Source organism: Laspinema palackyanum D2c, assembly GCF_025370875.1.
GTDB lineage: Bacteria > Cyanobacteriota > Cyanobacteriia > Cyanobacteriales > Laspinemataceae > Laspinema > Laspinema palackyanum.
The window spans coordinates 236,681-251,813 of sequence record NZ_JAMXFD010000005.1; the positions used below are offsets into that span (position 1 = coordinate 236,681).

A 15,133-nucleotide genomic window follows, 5' to 3' on the forward strand; every position below is an offset into this window, starting at 1 on the left:
AGACAGCATAATATGGATGCCGCAGTTTGCGACAACAGCAGCAATTTTAACCCTTCAGGTTACAGGTTGAGGATACTGGGAACGGTTAAAGGGCCGATCGCGCCTTGGACGATTGCAGAGTAATCAAATAGCCACAACGGTGTTCGCCATCAATCATCCAGTAGGTCCGTTCCACGGTGCAATCTGGGAGGATTGCTTCAAACATTTCCAGTTCATGTCCACAGACGCTGGGAAAGGACTCCGCCACGGTGGAAATGGCGCAGTTATGTTCCGTGAGCAAAAAGCAGTCGCCATTGTGGGACCCCTCCGGTTCGACCCGATGGACCTCCGCCATATAGCCTTCCGCTTGGCGGAGTCTGACTAATCCCGCCACCCGTTCGGATAACGGCTGATTTCCGAGGCGATCGCGGTAATGGATGGCTTTGCGTTCCCATTGCTTCCGCAAAATTGAGGTCATCTGGTCCTCCCCCATCGTTTCTGCCAGGGTCCCTAGGAGGGAGACGGCAAAATCATCATATTGATTGGGAAAATAATCTTTCCCCTTGTGGGTGAGTTCATATTGATGTTGGGGTCGTCCCATCCCCGCCTGTACTGCCTTATGGCGAATCAACTCCTCCGCTTCGAGGTCCTTGAGATGGCGGCGAATCGCTTGGGGGGAGATATCTAAAACTTCGGCTAACTCTTGAGCCGTGGCTAGACCCTGCTTTAATAAGTATTGCAGGATATCTTCTTTAGTGGAAGGTTGCTGAGTAGTCGTCATCATCTTGCCTGTAGTCAAACGCCAAAACGCTCGAAAAAATCTATTGCCGACTTTGACAACACACTTGTTGCTAAAGTATTCTAAAATAGAATTAAGCAACCGGCGTGTTGTTTAACCCTATTATATATAGATGGAGGGCAAGGATGCCCAACCAGGCAAAGAGAAAGAATCCAAAGGACGGGAGATCACGGACTGGTGATTGGGAACGATAACAGCAAACTGCTCCCCAGTAAAGAGGGCGCAGTCCCTGGCTGAGAGTTCACCGATTGACTCATTCATGGGCGATCGCCTGAATCCGACCTCAACCTTCCCCTAAATCGGGGATCCTACCCCGCAAATTTGCTCGTTATATCAACCTGGATAATGACTTTACAACCGCCTACACAACAAGCCACCGACAAAAACCTAGAAGCGATGCGGCACTTTTCTGAGCAGTACGCCAAACGCACTGGGACCTACTTCTGCTCCGATTTGGGCGTTACTGCCGTCGTCATCGAAGGATTGGCGAAAAACAAGGATGAGTTGGGTGCACCCCTATGTCCCTGTCGGCACTACGAAGACAAAGAAGCCGAAGTCAAAGCCACCTTCTGGAATTGTCCCTGCATTCCCATGCGCGAGCGCAAAGAATGTCACTGTATGTTATTTCTGACCGAAGATAATCCATTCGCGGGCAAAGAACAGAACATTTCGTTTGACGAAATTCGCGAAATGACCAATCAATATTAAGCCTTTCCGAACACTTTAAATTTTCTAAGGCGATCGGCACCCCTGAGAAACCGGGTTTCTTGACAAAATGTATCCCTCAATTGTACCCAATCGCGGGAAGAAACCCGGTTTCTTGTCCCCCGTATCTAACCCTAAGCCGACGTTCTAGGAACCCATTCAACCCTCCTGTTGACTCAGTTCCACCCCTGCCCTGGATCCGAACCTAGAGAGAACACTGAACTAAGACTATGACTGCTACTACTGCAAAAACCCTCGTTAATCAACCCTATAAATATGGATTCATCACCGACGTTGAATCCGACACTTTACCCCCCGGCATTAATGAAGATGTCGTCCGATTAATTTCGGCCAAAAAAGAAGAACCGGAATTCATGTTAGAATTCCGCCTCAGAGCCTTTCGGCAATGGCAAAAAATGGCCGATCCAACTTGGGCGCACGTCAACTATCCCCAAATTAATTATCAAGATATCATTTACTATTCTGCTCCCAAGAAAAAGCAAAAACTGAATAGCATGGATGAGGTTGATCCTGCGATTCTCGAAACTTTCGAGAAACTGGGAATTCCCCTCTCCGAACAAAAGCGCTTGAGTAACGTTGCCGTAGATGCCGTTTTTGATAGCGTTTCCATCGCCACCACCTTTAGAGAAAAATTGGCCGAAGAAGGGGTGATTTTCTGCTCCATTTCTGAAGCCGTCAAGGACTATCCTGAACTGGTGAAACAATATCTGGGCAGTGTCGTCCCCATCGCTGATAATTACTTCGCCGCCCTCAACTCGGCAGCGTTTAGCGATGGCTCCTTTGTGTATATTCCCAAAGGTGTCAAATGCCCGATGGAACTCTCCACCTATTTCCGGATTAACAATGGCGAATCGGGGCAGTTTGAGCGCACCTTGATTATTGCCGAAGAAGGTAGCCATGTTTCCTATTTGGAAGGCTGTACCGCCCCCATGTTTGACACCAACCAACTCCATGCCGCAGTGGTGGAACTGGTTGCCTTGGATGATGCCGAAATTAAATATTCCACGGTCCAAAACTGGTACGCTGGAGATGAAAATGGCAAGGGCGGAATTTATAATTTCGTCACCAAGCGCGGACTCTGCAAAGGAAAAAATTCTAAGATTTCTTGGACTCAAGTCGAAACAGGTTCAGCGATTACTTGGAAATATCCCAGTTGTATGTTAGTGGGGGATAATTCTGTGGGAGAATTTTACTCCGTTGCCCTCACGAACAACAAACAGCAAGCCGATACCGGCACCAAAATGATCCATATTGGCAAAAATACCCGCAGCACGATTATTTCTAAAGGAATTTCGGCGGGAAATTCTTCCAATAGCTATCGCGGATTGGTGAAAGTTTCACCCAAAGCCCAAGGCGCACGCAACTATTCCCAGTGCGATTCTATGCTGATTGGGGACAACGCTCAGGCGAATACTTTCCCCTATATTCAGGTAGAAAATGATACGGCAAAAGTCGAGCATGAAGCCTCTACTTCTAAGATAGGGGAAGATCAACTGTTCTATTTTGCCCAACGGGGAATTTCGCCAGAAGATGCGGTTTCGATGATGATTAGCGGATTCTGTAAGGATGTGTTTAATCAGTTGCCGATGGAATTTGCAGTGGAAGCCGATCGCCTATTGAGCTTGAAGTTAGAAGGGTCTGTTGGGTAATTGGAAGGAAGAACGATAAAGGATGAAGGCGGAAAATTCATCCTTTATCGTTCTTCTTCAAGCGAGTTTTTCGCGAGGTTTGTTTCATGAAATGTATTGAGGAGCAATGATTAAAGAAGGTAGTTCAGTAATTTTATCCGTTCGCGATTTAACCGCGAATGTGAATGATACCCCCATTCTCAAAGGATTGAATCTCGAAATCAAAGCGGGAGAAATCCATGCGATTATGGGACCAAATGGTTCCGGAAAAAGTACCTTTTCCAAGGTGCTATCGGGTCACCCTGCCTACGAAGTCACCGGGGGAGAAGTGATTTTCATGGGTCAAAATCTCCTAGAGTTGGCACCGGAAGAACGCTCTTTAGCGGGAGTATTTTTAGCATTCCAATATCCCTTGGAAATTCCTGGGGTGAGTAACCTTGACTTTTTAAGAGTCGCCTACAATTCTCGCCGCAAGCATTTGGGGTTAGAAGAAGTCGATGCCTTTGATTTTGAAGACATCATTGAAGAAAAGCTGGATGTGGTGAAAATGAATCCAGCCTTTCTCAACCGCAGTGTGAATGAAGGATTTTCTGGCGGGGAAAAGAAGCGCAACGAAATTCTGCAAATGGCGCTGTTAGAGCCAAAATTAGCCATTTTGGATGAGACGGATTCCGGCTTAGATATTGATGCCTTAAAAATTGTGGCAAATGGAGTTAATCATTTGTCTTCGGCGGATAATGCAGTGTTAGCAATTACCCACTATCAGCGCTTGCTGAATTATATTGTGCCGGATTATGTTCACGTTATGGAAGGGGGTCGGATTTTGACCACCGGAACCAAAGACTTGGCGCTGGAATTGGAAGAACGTGGATATGATTGGGTGGTAGAAGCCGATCGCGTGAAGGCAGGTGTGTAATGGTGATAGAGGTTTCTAAAAAACCACAAGTGTCTTATTTAGATGAATTGTTGAAACAGGCAGTCGCCTCTCCTGCGCCGGTGGTAAATCCAGAATATGGCATTGCACCTCCAACAGCAGCGTTATTGCAGCAGGTGCGAGATAATGCAGCAACCTGGGTGCGAGAATTGGCAATGCCGACTCGCAAAGATGAGGAATGGCGAGTTACGGATTTGTCTGGGTTGCAGGCATTGACGTTTCAGGCAGCACCTCCGGAGGCAATTCCGACGACTGGAGTCGCGCCTTTTGAGTTACCCGAAATGCTAGACAGCCGCTTAGTGTTTGTCAATGGCTGTTATTCGGCTGAACTTTCCCATGTTTCTGGGTTACCGGAAGGGATATTTGTCGGAAGTCTGGGACAATTGCCAGAATCTTTACAGACTCTGTTGCCAAAATACCTGGGAAATGTTGAGGGAAACAAAGAGGTTTTTACTTCTTTGAATACCGCTGGATTAATGGATGCAGCAGTGGTGTGGGTGGCAAGAGATGTAGCAGTCACTAAACCGATTCATCTGTTATTCATGGCAGTTCCTGGAGATCAACCCCGATTAGTTCAACCGCGTTGTTTAATCGTGGCGGAACGCGGAAGTTCCTGCACGGCGATCGAGGAATATGTGGTTGCCGATGACGATTCCTGCGGCAATTTTAAGGGAAATGCACCTTATTTTACTAATGCTGTCACGGAAATCTGGGTAGCCGAAAATGCTCAGTTAACTCATGCCAAAATCCAGCGTGAGAGTACCAACTCATTCCATATTGGCAAGACTGCGATCGCCCAAGCGAAAGATAGCAATTATTCCTGTACCGCAGTTTCCACCGGCGGTTTACTCTCCCGGCATCATCTGGAGGTGTACCAACAGGGGGAAGGAACCTATACCACCCTCAACGGATTGGCGATCGCCGCTGGGAAACAAGTCAGCGATACTCACAGTGCGATCGTGCTCAACCATCCCAACGGCACCAGCAAACAACTGCACAAATGCATCATTGATGATGCAGCGCAAGGCGTTTTTAACGGTAAAGTTTTTGTCCCCAAACCGGCACAACTCACCGATGCCAGCCAGTTGAATCGCACGTTATTACTCTCACCCAAAGCAAGAGTGGATACAAAACCCCAACTGGAAATCACCGCTGATAACGTCAAATGTTCTCACGGTGCCACCATCAGCCAACTGGAAGAAGATGAACTCTTCTACTTGCGGAGTCGCGGATTAGATCCGCAGACGAGTCGCAGCTTACTGATTGATGGATTTGCCGGAGAAATTCTGCAAGAATTACCCTCCGGTGCCTTGCAAACGAAAATTTCTCGATGTGTTGCTTGTAAAAGTATCTAATTTCTCCAAATCCCGGCAGTTTTTATGACGGGGGAAGCGGTGAAATAAATATCGAGGAATTTATCGATGTAGAGACGTGAACTATTGCGTCTCTACACCCAGGGTCTCAAACTTATAAAAAATTATGATAACCATTTTTTCTGTGAAATGACCTTTAAATAACCCGCAGGCTAAAGCCTGGGGCTATACGGACAAAGCCTGCCTCCGCAGGCTAATAGAGAAATTTGAATAATTTTGCATTAATTTTCTCTAACTGATTTTTTCGTATTTGCAACCCATTCATCCTTTATTTATTCAGGACCATGATAGTTACCCGAGAAAAGACATTAGCTCAAAAAGTTCGCCCTGATTTCCCGATTTTAAATCAAGAAATTCATGGCAAACCATTAGTTTATTTAGATAACGCCGCCACTTCCCAAAAGCCGGTGCAGGTTTTGGATGCTTTGCGCCGTTATTATGATTTTGACAATGCCAACGTCCATCGAGGAGTTCATACCCTCAGTGGACGTGCTACCGATGCTTATGAAGGGGCCCGAGAAAAAATTGCCAAATTTGTGAATGCGGCATCGGAACAGGAAATTATCTATACCCGCAATGCCAGCGAAGGCATTAACCTCGTCGCCAATACTTGGGGAGTCAGCAATATTCGGGCGGGAGATGAAATCATCCTCACCGTCATGGAGCATCACAGCAATTTAGTTCCTTGGCAAATTTTAGCTCAAAAAACCGGAGCGGTTCTCAAGTTTGTCGAACTCACGGACACCCAAGAGTTTGATATGGAGCAATACAAAACCCTGCTTTCGGACAAAACAAAGTTAGTGGCAGTGGTTCATATTTCTAATACCTTGGGTTGTATTAATCCCGTAAACGAAATTACCAAACTTGCCCATGAACAGGGAGCAAAAGTCTTAATTGATGCTTGCCAAAGTATGCCCCATCTGCCCATTGATGTGCAGGAAATGGATTGCGATTGGTTAGTGGCATCGGGACATAAAATGTGTGCGCCGACGGGAATTGGGTTCCTGTATGGCAAATTGGCCGTATTGCGATCGATGCCGCCCTTTTTAGGGGGAGGGGAGATGATTGCCGATGTATTTTTGGACCATTCCACCTATGCGGATGTGCCTCATAAATTTGAAGCGGGAACGCCTGCGATCGGCGAAGCAGTAGCGTTGGGTGCCGCAGTAGACTATCTCAGCAGCATTGGCATGGATAAAATCTATGAGTATGAGAAACAGTTAACTGCCTATTTGTTTGAGCAACTCAACCCCATTTCTGAGCTAAAAATTTACGGACCCCAACCCCAAGCAGACGGTTCAGGACGAGCGGCATTAGCCTCATTTACCAGTGGAAGCGTGCATCCCCATGACCTTTCCACCATTTTAGATCAGGCAGGGGTAGCCATTCGTGCCGGACATCATTGTACCCAACCCTTACACCGCGTCCTTGGCGCACAATCCACCGCCCGAGCTAGTTTGTATTTCTACAATACGCCGGAAGAAATTGATACCTTTGTTGTGGCATTAAAAGAGGCGATCGAGTTTTTTGGTGGCATATTTGGGTAAATCAGTTTAAGGGTGGGCAATTTGCTCACCCTTTAAATTGGGGGAGTCATCATGACGCAAGAATTAGCTGATTTAAGAACCAGTATCCTAGAGGGACGGTATCAAGATGCTTTGACCCTCTTGGATGAACTGGATGGCATGAGCAAAAAAGCCATTTTAAGAGCCATTAAATCTTTTGCGATTAGAATGCTATTGCATTTAATTAAAAATCAACTAGAACAGCGCCTCACGAATTCTTGGGCGGCTTCCATTCGGGGTTCTATTTTAGAAATCCAAGACCTTAATTTAAAAGAAAATAAAACCTCTTACTATATCAAATCCGATGACTGGGAGAGCCTTTTAACAGAAGCGATCGAGGTAGCCATTCGGGATGCCAGCGTGGAAGTGTTAGAAGGGGCCTATTCCCCGTTTCAAATCTCAAACATGGTTAAGCGGGAAGAAATTATCGCAACTGCCCAAGATTTGTTGACTTTGACTTATAACAATTCCCCATTAGAATTACCGGCAAAAGTTGATGATAAACTCAGCCATTTGCCCGGAGGAGAAACCTGGAAAGAAGGTCGGCTGTCCGAGGGCGGATTTGGGCCTAAGTATTAGCTTTTTAATAGGGGGAAAAAGTGGAGATGGGGAGAATTGATGGAGATTGATTTTCAGCCCGTCACCCCCTCTCCCTTGCTCCTAGCTCATCCATGTTCGACGGAACTCTCGAATCGCCATTCCCATTCCTTGTTCTAAAGCCATTTGGAACACCTCCTCAACTAACTTGGGCAGGTCCAAATTGGGGAAATAGCGGCTCAAAAGCTGTTGTTGATAACCCCCTGTTTCTAAAGTATGAATTTGCAATCCTGTTTTTCTAAACAACCAAACTTCTGGAACCTTGTAGGGCAGATAATCCTCTACCGCCGTGTAGCTAGTCACGTCAATTTCAATTACCAAGTCTGGGGGTGGATTGTTGCGCCAATCAATGCGATCCTTGCCGACGGCAGTTTGCCAATTGTCAATGTAGAAACAATAATCGGGTTCAATTCCCCTCTCTTCTGGCAAATCCATCGTAATGGGTGTAAACGCCTCGTAGTTGCGGTTCTGGCTATCCAGTACCGTAGTGATGATGGCCGCAATCAAATGGGCATCACGTCCGTGTTTTGGCAAAGGACTCATGAGCAAAATCTCACTGTTACGAAATTTGATGCGAGGAATAGAACTGTCTCCCCGACTGTCCCTGAGTTGGCAGTAGTTCTGCCAGGTGCCTGGTAGCCGAACCACACTGCCTGCTGGCAATTTAATTTCTTCGGGAGAAATCACCGCATACATAGCTAGTTTCCTCAATAATTATCAGAAAATCGGTAATTAAAACAATATCGCTTTTAGTCAACTTGATCTAATGGGTTCTCCGTCTTCAAGGGTATAGAGGTCCGGTTCTTCGTTTAGAAAATCAAAGCTACTGCTTTGCAAAGTTAGGTTAATTGCCTCGGGGGTAAAGGGATAAGCAGTGTCGAACAACAGTTTTTCTTCTAAGGCGGCCCGGTCTTCTGGGGATAGGGAATGAATCAATTGAAATAGGGTGTTTACCAGTGGCGTATTCATAACAGTCCCGGGTATAGAATTCATAGATAATTACAAGGTTTCGGGCATTGTTCCTCTCTTTTACTTTAAGTCATTGACCCCAAAAAGACAACGGTTTTAAAACTGATTTACTTATGATGTGATAGGGGGGAGGACGGAGGACAAGGCATTGCCTTGTCCCGAGAGGGTGTTATTTATAGCGAGTGGTGAATCCGGTGATGCCTTGGGGGGGTTGATAGGTGACGGTGACATCGGTGACTTGGGCGGACGAAGGTCCTTGGTGACACCAGGCTATCATGCGATCGAGGGTTTCGGGGGTGCCTTCAAAGATGGCTTCGACTCGTCCATCGGTTAAGTTTCTCACCCAACCGGATACGCCTAATTTTTGGGCTTGATGGACGGTACTAAATCGATACCCGACTCCCTGAACGATTCCGGAAATTAAGACGTGAGCGCACTTTGTTTCGGTCATTGTCTTTTAGTCCTCTTCAGGCAGGTCAAATAAGACTTGGGTCATATAATATTCGGCCCATTCGTTGCCAAAGGCGTTTTCTAAAACCCGGCGAGTTTTATCATTTTTGCGCTGATGATCGCAGTAGTTGCGTTGTCCGGCAAGGATTTCGCTGTGGAGTTCGGGGGTTGCTGGGGTGTTTTTGGCTTGTTGGCAGTGAATTTGCATATAGGCTTTGACGCGATTCAGAAATAGGGTTTCTTCTTCGGGATTATCCGGTCTCACAAACAAGCAGAATTCTGAGAAGATATGACCCCAGGGGGGGAGGTCTCGGGGATGGGTAAATGCGATCGCCGGTAAGTCAGAAAGTTGCTGTTGATAGGGTTGGGGGAGGACTTTTTGACGAAGGGGGGATAAGTCGGCGATCGCTGCCCCAATTTTCCCTTTTGCTCCCACTAAATCAGTCCCAAACATGGGTAAATCATAGTTGGGGTTAGGAAACATCACGCAGTGCAAAATATCTAGGGTGGTGCCAACTTTTGCCAATTCTAAATGGATTTTCCGAAATTCTGGGGTTTGATAGCAGCGATTTTCAATTCTGAGTTTTTCCCCTTCTAATTTTCCTTCTACATATCCCAGGTCCTCTGGGAGGGGATAAGGGGAAAGTTCTAATTGTTCTTGCCACACTCCCTCGATGCAGTCGGCGAGTTTTTGGATCAGGCTATGTTGTTCGGTTCGCAGGGATGGATTAGAGGTTGATGTCACGGGTTTTTCCTATATGAGGGTGGAACAATATTGCGCGGGGCGCGGTGTTTATTTTATCCTATTTAGGGGGGTGGGATGTTGGGGTGTTGTTATAGGGAGGTTGGATAACGACTGAAGTCGTTACTACGAACGAAGATAAGATAACGACTGAAGTCGTTACTACGAACGAAGATAAGATAACGACTTGTCTGAATTTTTTCGCTTCTTTGCAACCATAATATTTTGAAATTTCCCCCCAAATTAAACTTTGAAACAGAGTCATTTAGTTATAAAGATAACGACTTGAGGTTGTCTTTATAAATACACAAAAAGTTTTCTGCGTGAGTTGCTCCGAGTTTTTGAATTTCAGGAGGAAAATTACTTAAAAAAGTAGTTTTTCCGGTAATCTTAAAAAGGGCGGCCCCTTCAGCCGTCCCCGCATGAAGATACACTAAATCGGGTTCTAAATTTAGCCACATTCCCAAGCGTTGAGCCACATCGTAAGCTGTGGTTGCTCCTAATCCTTTAACGCGAGCAGTCACTGACTCTATCCAGTGATGAAGTTCTGCAAAGGTTTTAAACTGCTGTGCTTGGTGACCATCTTGGCGAGATACGTTCAATCCTTCTGCTAATTTAGAGGAGACTCGGCGCTGATGGGGGTGCATTTTCCCATCGGCAAATCTAGAAAGCCAAGCTCTTTCCAAGGCTGCATCCCAAGTAAGTGTGCGATCGCCCCACCATTGGGTTTGATCTTGATAACAAGTTCCGACATGATCCAGATAATGATTCACCCAATAAGCAAGAGTTGGTTGATTTTGACGGGTCGTATTGCTATCACGAGAATGACCGCATAATTTGCCAGATGTTTGCTTGCAATTGCCACTCATAGCTTTCTAAAATTTTAAGACATTAACTGACTTTAAATAGCTCTTGCTTATTTATAGCACCATTTGATTGTTATCTGGAATCTAGCTTGAATTGAGTTTTTTTTGAATAAAAAAAAGACTTGAAAATGGAGAGTTATCCGTTTCAAGTCTTTTGTAAAGGTTCAGGGGTGAATTATGTAGAAGACTCGCTATATTCAACCGAGGAGGATTCTACGGGCTTAGAACCGTTGAGGGGAATGCGCGGTTCTTCTAGGGGTTTGCGCTTCTCGATCAGGTTAATCGCCCGACTGACGCTTTCAGGCAAAATCACGACTAAGCTGCCCGAGGGGGCCTCGTCTAGGGCGGTTTCGATCGCCTCTGTTTCATTCAGGATGGTTTGATACGCCGCCGGACCATTGGCTTGGGCGATCCCTTCACAGATGAAGTGGGCGGCATTTCCCCGGGGACGACCTCGGGTATCATTATCTTCTTTGACAATAATCCGATTGAAGATGTCTGCGGAGAGTTTGCCGAGGTTGAACAAATCCTCATCCCGGCGATCGCCAGGACCCCCGATAACGCCAATGGTTTCTCCGGGCCAATTTCGCACGAACCCGCCCAAGGCTTCATAACTGGCGGCATTATGGGCATAATCCACCAAGGCATGATAGGTCCCCATATTGAACAGATTCATCCGTCCCGGAGTTTGGGCAACCGATGCCTCAAAAGTCGCCAATCCACTGCGAATTTGCTCAATGGGAACCCCATTGCTATAGGCAGCTAAGGCAGCAGCGAGGGCATTGGCAATCATAAAGGGAGCCAATCCTGCCATTGTTAGCGGGACGTTAACCGCTTGCTCAATCCGGAGGGTCCAATCTCCTTTAATAATGGAGAGATAGCCATTTTCATAGACGGCGGCGAGTCCCCCATTGCGGACATGATTTTGCAAAATTTCGTTCTCGGGGTCCATCGAGAAATAGGCAATTTGAGATTTGACCCGTTTTGCCATCTTGACTACGAGGGGGTCTTCGGCATTCAGGATGGCATAACCTTTGGCATCCACGGATTCGGCGAGGACGCTTTTGAGGGTCGCCATTTGTTCGATGGTATCAATATCGCCAATGCCGAGATGATCCGCAGAAACGTTTAAAACTACCCCGACATCGCAGCGATCGAAGGCTAAACCCGATCGCAAAATACCACCTCGGGCCGTTTCTAAGACTGCCACCTCAACGGTGGGGTCTTTTAAAATCAGTTCGGCACTTTGGGGTCCGGTATTATCCCCTTTTTCAACGATAAAATCGCCGATATAAGTCCCATCGGTGGTGGTGTAACCGATGGTTTTGCCAGTTTGTTTATAAATATGGGCTAAGAGGCGGGTGGTGGTCGTTTTACCATTAGTGCCGGTGACGGCGAGAATGGGAATCCGCGACGGAGTGCCTGAAGGAAAGAGCATTTCCATGACAGGGGCTGCGACGTTGCGGGGCAGGCCCTGGCTGGGACAGACGTGCATCCGGAAACCGGGAGCAGCATTGACTTCGACGATGACCCCATCATTTTCCCGGAGGGGTTGGGAAATATCCTCGGTGACGACATCGATGCCACAGATATCTAAGCCAATCAGTTTGGCAATTCTTTCCGCCATCCAGAGATTTTCTGGGTGGATTTCATCGGTGCGATCGATAGCGATACCGCCGGTGCTGAGGTTGGCGGTATAACGCAGATAGCAGATTTCGCCGTCTTGGAGTACGGTGTTGAGGTCGTATCCTTTGCGTTCCAAGATTTGCATACTCATGCGGTCTACTTGGATCCGGGTCAGGACGTTATCATGGCCGTCGCCTCGGTTGGGGTCGCGATTGGTTTCTTCGATGAGTTCCTGGATGGTGGATTTGCCATTACCGATCGCATGAGCAGGAACCCGTTCCGCTACGGCGATCAGTTTACCATTAACCACGAGAACCCGGTGGTCCCGACCTTTGTAGTAGCGTTCGACGATCACCGATCGCGTTTTGGAAGCTGTTGTGGCAGCGTCGTAGGCTTCTTCTGCCTCTTCCCAACTGTGGATATCAATGGTAATCCCGCGTCCGTGGTTGCCATCGAGGGGTTTAATCACGATGGGATAGCCTCCCACTTCATCGATCGCCTCTTGGAGTTCATCGAGATAGTGAATCAAAGTCCCTCGGGGAACCGGCACTCCGGCATCCCGCAGAGTTTTTTTGGTCCCTTCTTTGTCGCAGGCGAGTTCAACGCCTAAAATACTGCTGCGATCGGTCAGGGTTGCCTGGACTCGTTTTTGATAAATCCCGGTTCCCAGTTGGATCATGGCTCTAGCGCTAGAGTGAAACCAGGGAATATCGCGGGCTTCAGCTTCTTTAATCAGGGTCTCGGTACTCGGACCCAGGGAGGCTTTAGCCGCCAAATCTTTCAAGTCTTGGATGTCTTGTTCCAACTCGGAAACCGGATAGCGACCTGTATCGACAATACTGCGACAGAGGCGCACTGCTGCTCTAGCGGCATACCGACCCGCTTGTTCATCAATATATTCAAAGGCAACTTGGTAGGTGCCTGGAGTCGAGGTTTCGCGGGTGCGACCAAAACCAACTATCATCCCCGCAAGTTCCTGGAGTTCTAAGGCAACGTGCTCCACCACATGACCCATATAGGTCCCCTCTTGGACACGGCTGAGGAACCCTCCTCTACAACCGGGAGAGCAGTAGTGGTCTACCAAACTCGGTAGCGCCTCCACGAGACCTTGATAAAAGCCGGGGATCAAAGACGTCGGCTTGGGTGCTAAGTCTTCTAGGTCGAGGCGCATCACGATGACCTTGTGGCGTCGAATGCTCCAGTAGTTCGGACCCCGTAATGTCTGGATTTTAAGTATTTTCATAAGCTGCGCGAGGATGAAGCTCTTGTTTTGGAAGCAATAGAGGCACTTGTTCTAGTTTCTGGCTTTAGGCCGTTACAATATGTTCATTTTGAACATCTTGATCGAGTCCAGTTAGGGACAAGTGCAAACTGAATCAGCAGAGAGTGGGTGGTTCAGGTGAAGCGTGAAGTGGAATGCGTTAAGGTTTGGGCTTTGAACTTTCAGGTTTCACCGGGACTGGGCTATTCTCTTCTGTGCAGGGTAATCATAACGAGGGAGTCGAGGGTGTATGCTGCCATAAAAGCCTAGGGGTGGGTGGGACGACTGATGCGCTGACGTAACTCAAAGCGATCGCCGTGACACAGAATATGTAAGCGCATATTGTACAAACTCAAGGGGTCTGTGGCTCCCACTTGTTGCTCGTTCGTCGCGAAAGTCGAACCGGGATCAACAATGGTCACGGTGCCTTTGCCAATCACTTCAATGACGCCATCGCCTTGAAACATGGCGCAAGTATCTTCGTCAATGCCGATGCCGAGGCGGTCTGGATGAGAGGCGATCGCCGAGAGTAGCCGTGCCATCCGATTCCGGTTATGGAAATGCTGATCCACAATCACATCGGGCAGAATTCCCAATCCCGTTGCCATATCCACTAAGGAGCGATTCGGCGATTCTCCACTGCCTCCTCCGGCAATCATGTGATGGCCCATCACTGCGGCACCGGCACTGGTTCCCGCCAAAACAATTTTTCCTTCCCGCACCTTCATCCTAACCTTCTCCATCAAAGGCGTATCCGCGACTAAGGCGCAGAGTCGGAGTTGATCGCCGCCAGTCATAAAGACTCCCGTACATTCTTCCATGTACTCTTGCCACTTCGGGTCCTCTCCCTGGGTCCTTTCGCGGATATCTAGCAATTCTATGCTGGTGGCACCCATCTCTGTAAAGATTTTGTTATATCGGTCCCCGATCGCCGAGGGTTCCCGCGAGGCACAAGGGACGATCGCAATTTTCGCCTCGCTTCCTCCAGCACGAGTAAAAAACGTATGCAGGATCTCGCGGCCATGAACTTTGTCTTCCGCACCGCCAATCACCATTACAGTGCTTTTAAGTGTTTGGGGCATCTTCTGTTGTAGGGATTGAGTGTCTAACTGTAGCATGGGTGGTCTTGCTATTGGCCCTTATTTTTTGTACGTTTCGATCCTTCCCCAAGCGCAGGGCTTTAGAGGGCATTCTTGTCCGTTTTTGCATCACCGGATGGGCTTTTCTTTCGCCCTAGTGCGGACCCAGGGTCAGGGAGTTTAATTTTCTCACGTTTTTTACGATCCCACGGTTTTTTTTTCCGTGCCTGCGGAATTCCTCGACAGGGAAGGCGATCGGCCCGCTTGCTTGATCCTTTGGATTTCTACCCAGTTTTACCGGGTCAGCGCGGGTGGTTATTCAGTCGATATATATGGCAAAAATGGCAAAAATTTCCACAAATATTTAGAATTCAAACATCACCCCCTGGTATTTTTCCTCAATAGTGGCGTGCTCGTGGCAAAGATAACAGCAGGGTAAAGCATTAGGCTGGCTGCGATCGCCTCTACCGGATCAGAGAAGGATTCCCAACCTCGGGTAGCTTGGATAGTCGGACTTATAATAAAAGCTTGTGTCCGCT

14 protein-coding genes are annotated in these 15,133 nt (G+C 47.6%); 6 read left to right on the forward strand and 8 right to left on the reverse strand.

Features of this window, described 5'->3' with window-relative positions:
• Nucleotides 1-85: 85 nt before the first annotated feature.
• Nucleotides 86-763, reverse strand: a complete 678-nt coding sequence (gene sufR, locus NG795_RS09175; RefSeq protein ID WP_367288356.1) for an iron-sulfur cluster biosynthesis transcriptional regulator SufR — start codon at nt 761-763, stop codon at nt 86-88.
• Between the two features lie 360 nt (nt 764-1,123).
• On the opposite strand from sufR, the gene NG795_RS09180 reads away from it, so the two are divergent.
• The 6 genes from NG795_RS09180 (at nt 1,124) to NG795_RS09205 (ending at nt 7,583) form a co-directional block, all read left to right on the forward strand.
• Nucleotides 1,124-1,486: a ferredoxin-thioredoxin reductase catalytic domain-containing protein gene (locus NG795_RS09180; RefSeq protein ID WP_367288357.1), complete on the forward strand. Its 363-nt coding sequence runs from the start codon at nt 1,124-1,126 to the stop codon at nt 1,484-1,486.
• 227 nt (nt 1,487-1,713) lie between these two features.
• The gene (sufB, locus tag NG795_RS09185; protein ID WP_367288358.1) at nt 1,714-3,153 is read left to right on the forward strand and encodes a Fe-S cluster assembly protein SufB; all 1,440 of its coding nucleotides are present in this window, start codon (nt 1,714-1,716) and stop codon (nt 3,151-3,153) included.
• 106 nt (nt 3,154-3,259) lie between these two features.
• Nucleotides 3,260-4,048 (forward strand): Fe-S cluster assembly ATPase SufC, encoded by a 789-nt coding sequence (gene sufC, locus NG795_RS09190; RefSeq protein ID WP_367288359.1) that lies wholly within the window; start codon nt 3,260-3,262, stop codon nt 4,046-4,048.
• Nucleotides 4,048-5,421, forward strand: a complete 1,374-nt coding sequence (sufD, locus tag NG795_RS09195) for a Fe-S cluster assembly protein SufD (RefSeq protein ID WP_367288360.1) — start codon at nt 4,048-4,050, stop codon at nt 5,419-5,421. Before sufC ends, sufD begins: the two co-directional genes overlap by 1 nt.
• 302 nt (nt 5,422-5,723) lie before the next feature.
• Nucleotides 5,724-6,986, forward strand: coding sequence for a SufS family cysteine desulfurase (locus NG795_RS09200; protein WP_367288361.1), 1,263 nt, complete (start codon nt 5,724-5,726; stop codon nt 6,984-6,986).
• Between the two features lie 51 nt (nt 6,987-7,037).
• Nucleotides 7,038-7,583, forward strand: a complete 546-nt coding sequence (locus NG795_RS09205; RefSeq protein ID WP_367288362.1) for a DUF29 family protein — start codon at nt 7,038-7,040, stop codon at nt 7,581-7,583.
• Nucleotides 7,584-7,664: 81 nt separating this feature from the next.
• On the opposite strand, the gene NG795_RS09210 is transcribed toward NG795_RS09205, so the two are convergent.
• From NG795_RS09210 to NG795_RS09240, 7 genes are all read right to left on the reverse strand, one after another.
• Nucleotides 7,665-8,297 carry a Uma2 family endonuclease gene (locus tag NG795_RS09210; protein WP_367288363.1) on the reverse strand — a complete coding sequence of 211 codons (633 nt, stop codon included), beginning with the start codon at nt 8,295-8,297 and terminating at the stop codon, nt 7,665-7,667.
• Between the two features lie 57 nt (nt 8,298-8,354).
• Entirely contained in the window at nt 8,355-8,594 is a 240-nt protein-coding gene (locus NG795_RS09215) for a hypothetical protein (protein WP_367288364.1), read from the reverse strand.
• 145 nt (nt 8,595-8,739) lie between these two features.
• The gene (locus NG795_RS09220; protein WP_367288365.1) at nt 8,740-9,021 is read right to left on the reverse strand and encodes an acylphosphatase; all 282 of its coding nucleotides are present in this window, start codon (nt 9,019-9,021) and stop codon (nt 8,740-8,742) included.
• Nucleotides 9,022-9,027: 6 nt separating this feature from the next.
• On the reverse strand, nt 9,028-9,765 hold the full coding sequence (locus tag NG795_RS09225; RefSeq protein WP_367288366.1) for a phycocyanobilin:ferredoxin oxidoreductase: 738 nt from the start codon (nt 9,763-9,765) through the stop codon (nt 9,028-9,030).
• A gap of 266 nt (nt 9,766-10,031) precedes the next feature.
• The gene (locus NG795_RS09230) at nt 10,032-10,631 is read right to left on the reverse strand and encodes a hypothetical protein (protein WP_367288367.1); all 600 of its coding nucleotides are present in this window, start codon (nt 10,629-10,631) and stop codon (nt 10,032-10,034) included.
• A 172-nt stretch (nt 10,632-10,803) separates the two neighbouring features.
• Nucleotides 10,804-13,497, reverse strand: coding sequence for a cyanophycin synthetase (cphA, locus tag NG795_RS09235; RefSeq protein WP_367288368.1), 2,694 nt, complete (start codon nt 13,495-13,497; stop codon nt 10,804-10,806).
• A 284-nt stretch (nt 13,498-13,781) separates the two neighbouring features.
• Nucleotides 13,782-14,633, reverse strand: a complete 852-nt coding sequence (locus NG795_RS09240) for a cyanophycinase (RefSeq protein WP_367288369.1) — start codon at nt 14,631-14,633, stop codon at nt 13,782-13,784.
• Between the last annotated feature and the right edge of the window lie 500 nt (nt 14,634-15,133).

What these genes read in the sequence shown, in the direction of transcription:
- sufR (WP_367288356.1), bottom strand. Translation starts at nt 763, where the DNA reads ATGATGACGACTACTCAGCAACCTTCCACTAAAGAAGATATCCTGCAA.
- NG795_RS09180 (WP_367288357.1), top strand. Translation starts at nt 1,124, where the DNA reads ATGACTTTACAACCGCCTACACAACAAGCCACCGACAAAAACCTAGAA.
- sufB (WP_367288358.1), top strand. Translation starts at nt 1,714, where the DNA reads ATGACTGCTACTACTGCAAAAACCCTCGTTAATCAACCCTATAAATAT.
- sufC (WP_367288359.1), top strand. Translation starts at nt 3,260, where the DNA reads ATGATTAAAGAAGGTAGTTCAGTAATTTTATCCGTTCGCGATTTAACC.
- sufD (WP_367288360.1), top strand. Translation starts at nt 4,048, where the DNA reads ATGGTGATAGAGGTTTCTAAAAAACCACAAGTGTCTTATTTAGATGAA.
- NG795_RS09200 (WP_367288361.1), top strand. Translation starts at nt 5,724, where the DNA reads ATGATAGTTACCCGAGAAAAGACATTAGCTCAAAAAGTTCGCCCTGAT.
- NG795_RS09205 (WP_367288362.1), top strand. Translation starts at nt 7,038, where the DNA reads ATGACGCAAGAATTAGCTGATTTAAGAACCAGTATCCTAGAGGGACGG.
- NG795_RS09210 (WP_367288363.1), bottom strand. Translation starts at nt 8,297, where the DNA reads ATGTATGCGGTGATTTCTCCCGAAGAAATTAAATTGCCAGCAGGCAGT.
- NG795_RS09215 (WP_367288364.1), bottom strand. Translation starts at nt 8,594, where the DNA reads ATGAATTCTATACCCGGGACTGTTATGAATACGCCACTGGTAAACACC.
- NG795_RS09220 (WP_367288365.1), bottom strand. Translation starts at nt 9,021, where the DNA reads ATGACCGAAACAAAGTGCGCTCACGTCTTAATTTCCGGAATCGTTCAG.
- NG795_RS09230 (WP_367288367.1), bottom strand. Translation starts at nt 10,631, where the DNA reads ATGAGTGGCAATTGCAAGCAAACATCTGGCAAATTATGCGGTCATTCT.
- cphA (WP_367288368.1), bottom strand. Translation starts at nt 13,497, where the DNA reads ATGAAAATACTTAAAATCCAGACATTACGGGGTCCGAACTACTGGAGC.
- NG795_RS09240 (WP_367288369.1), bottom strand. Translation starts at nt 14,633, where the DNA reads ATGCTACAGTTAGACACTCAATCCCTACAACAGAAGATGCCCCAAACA.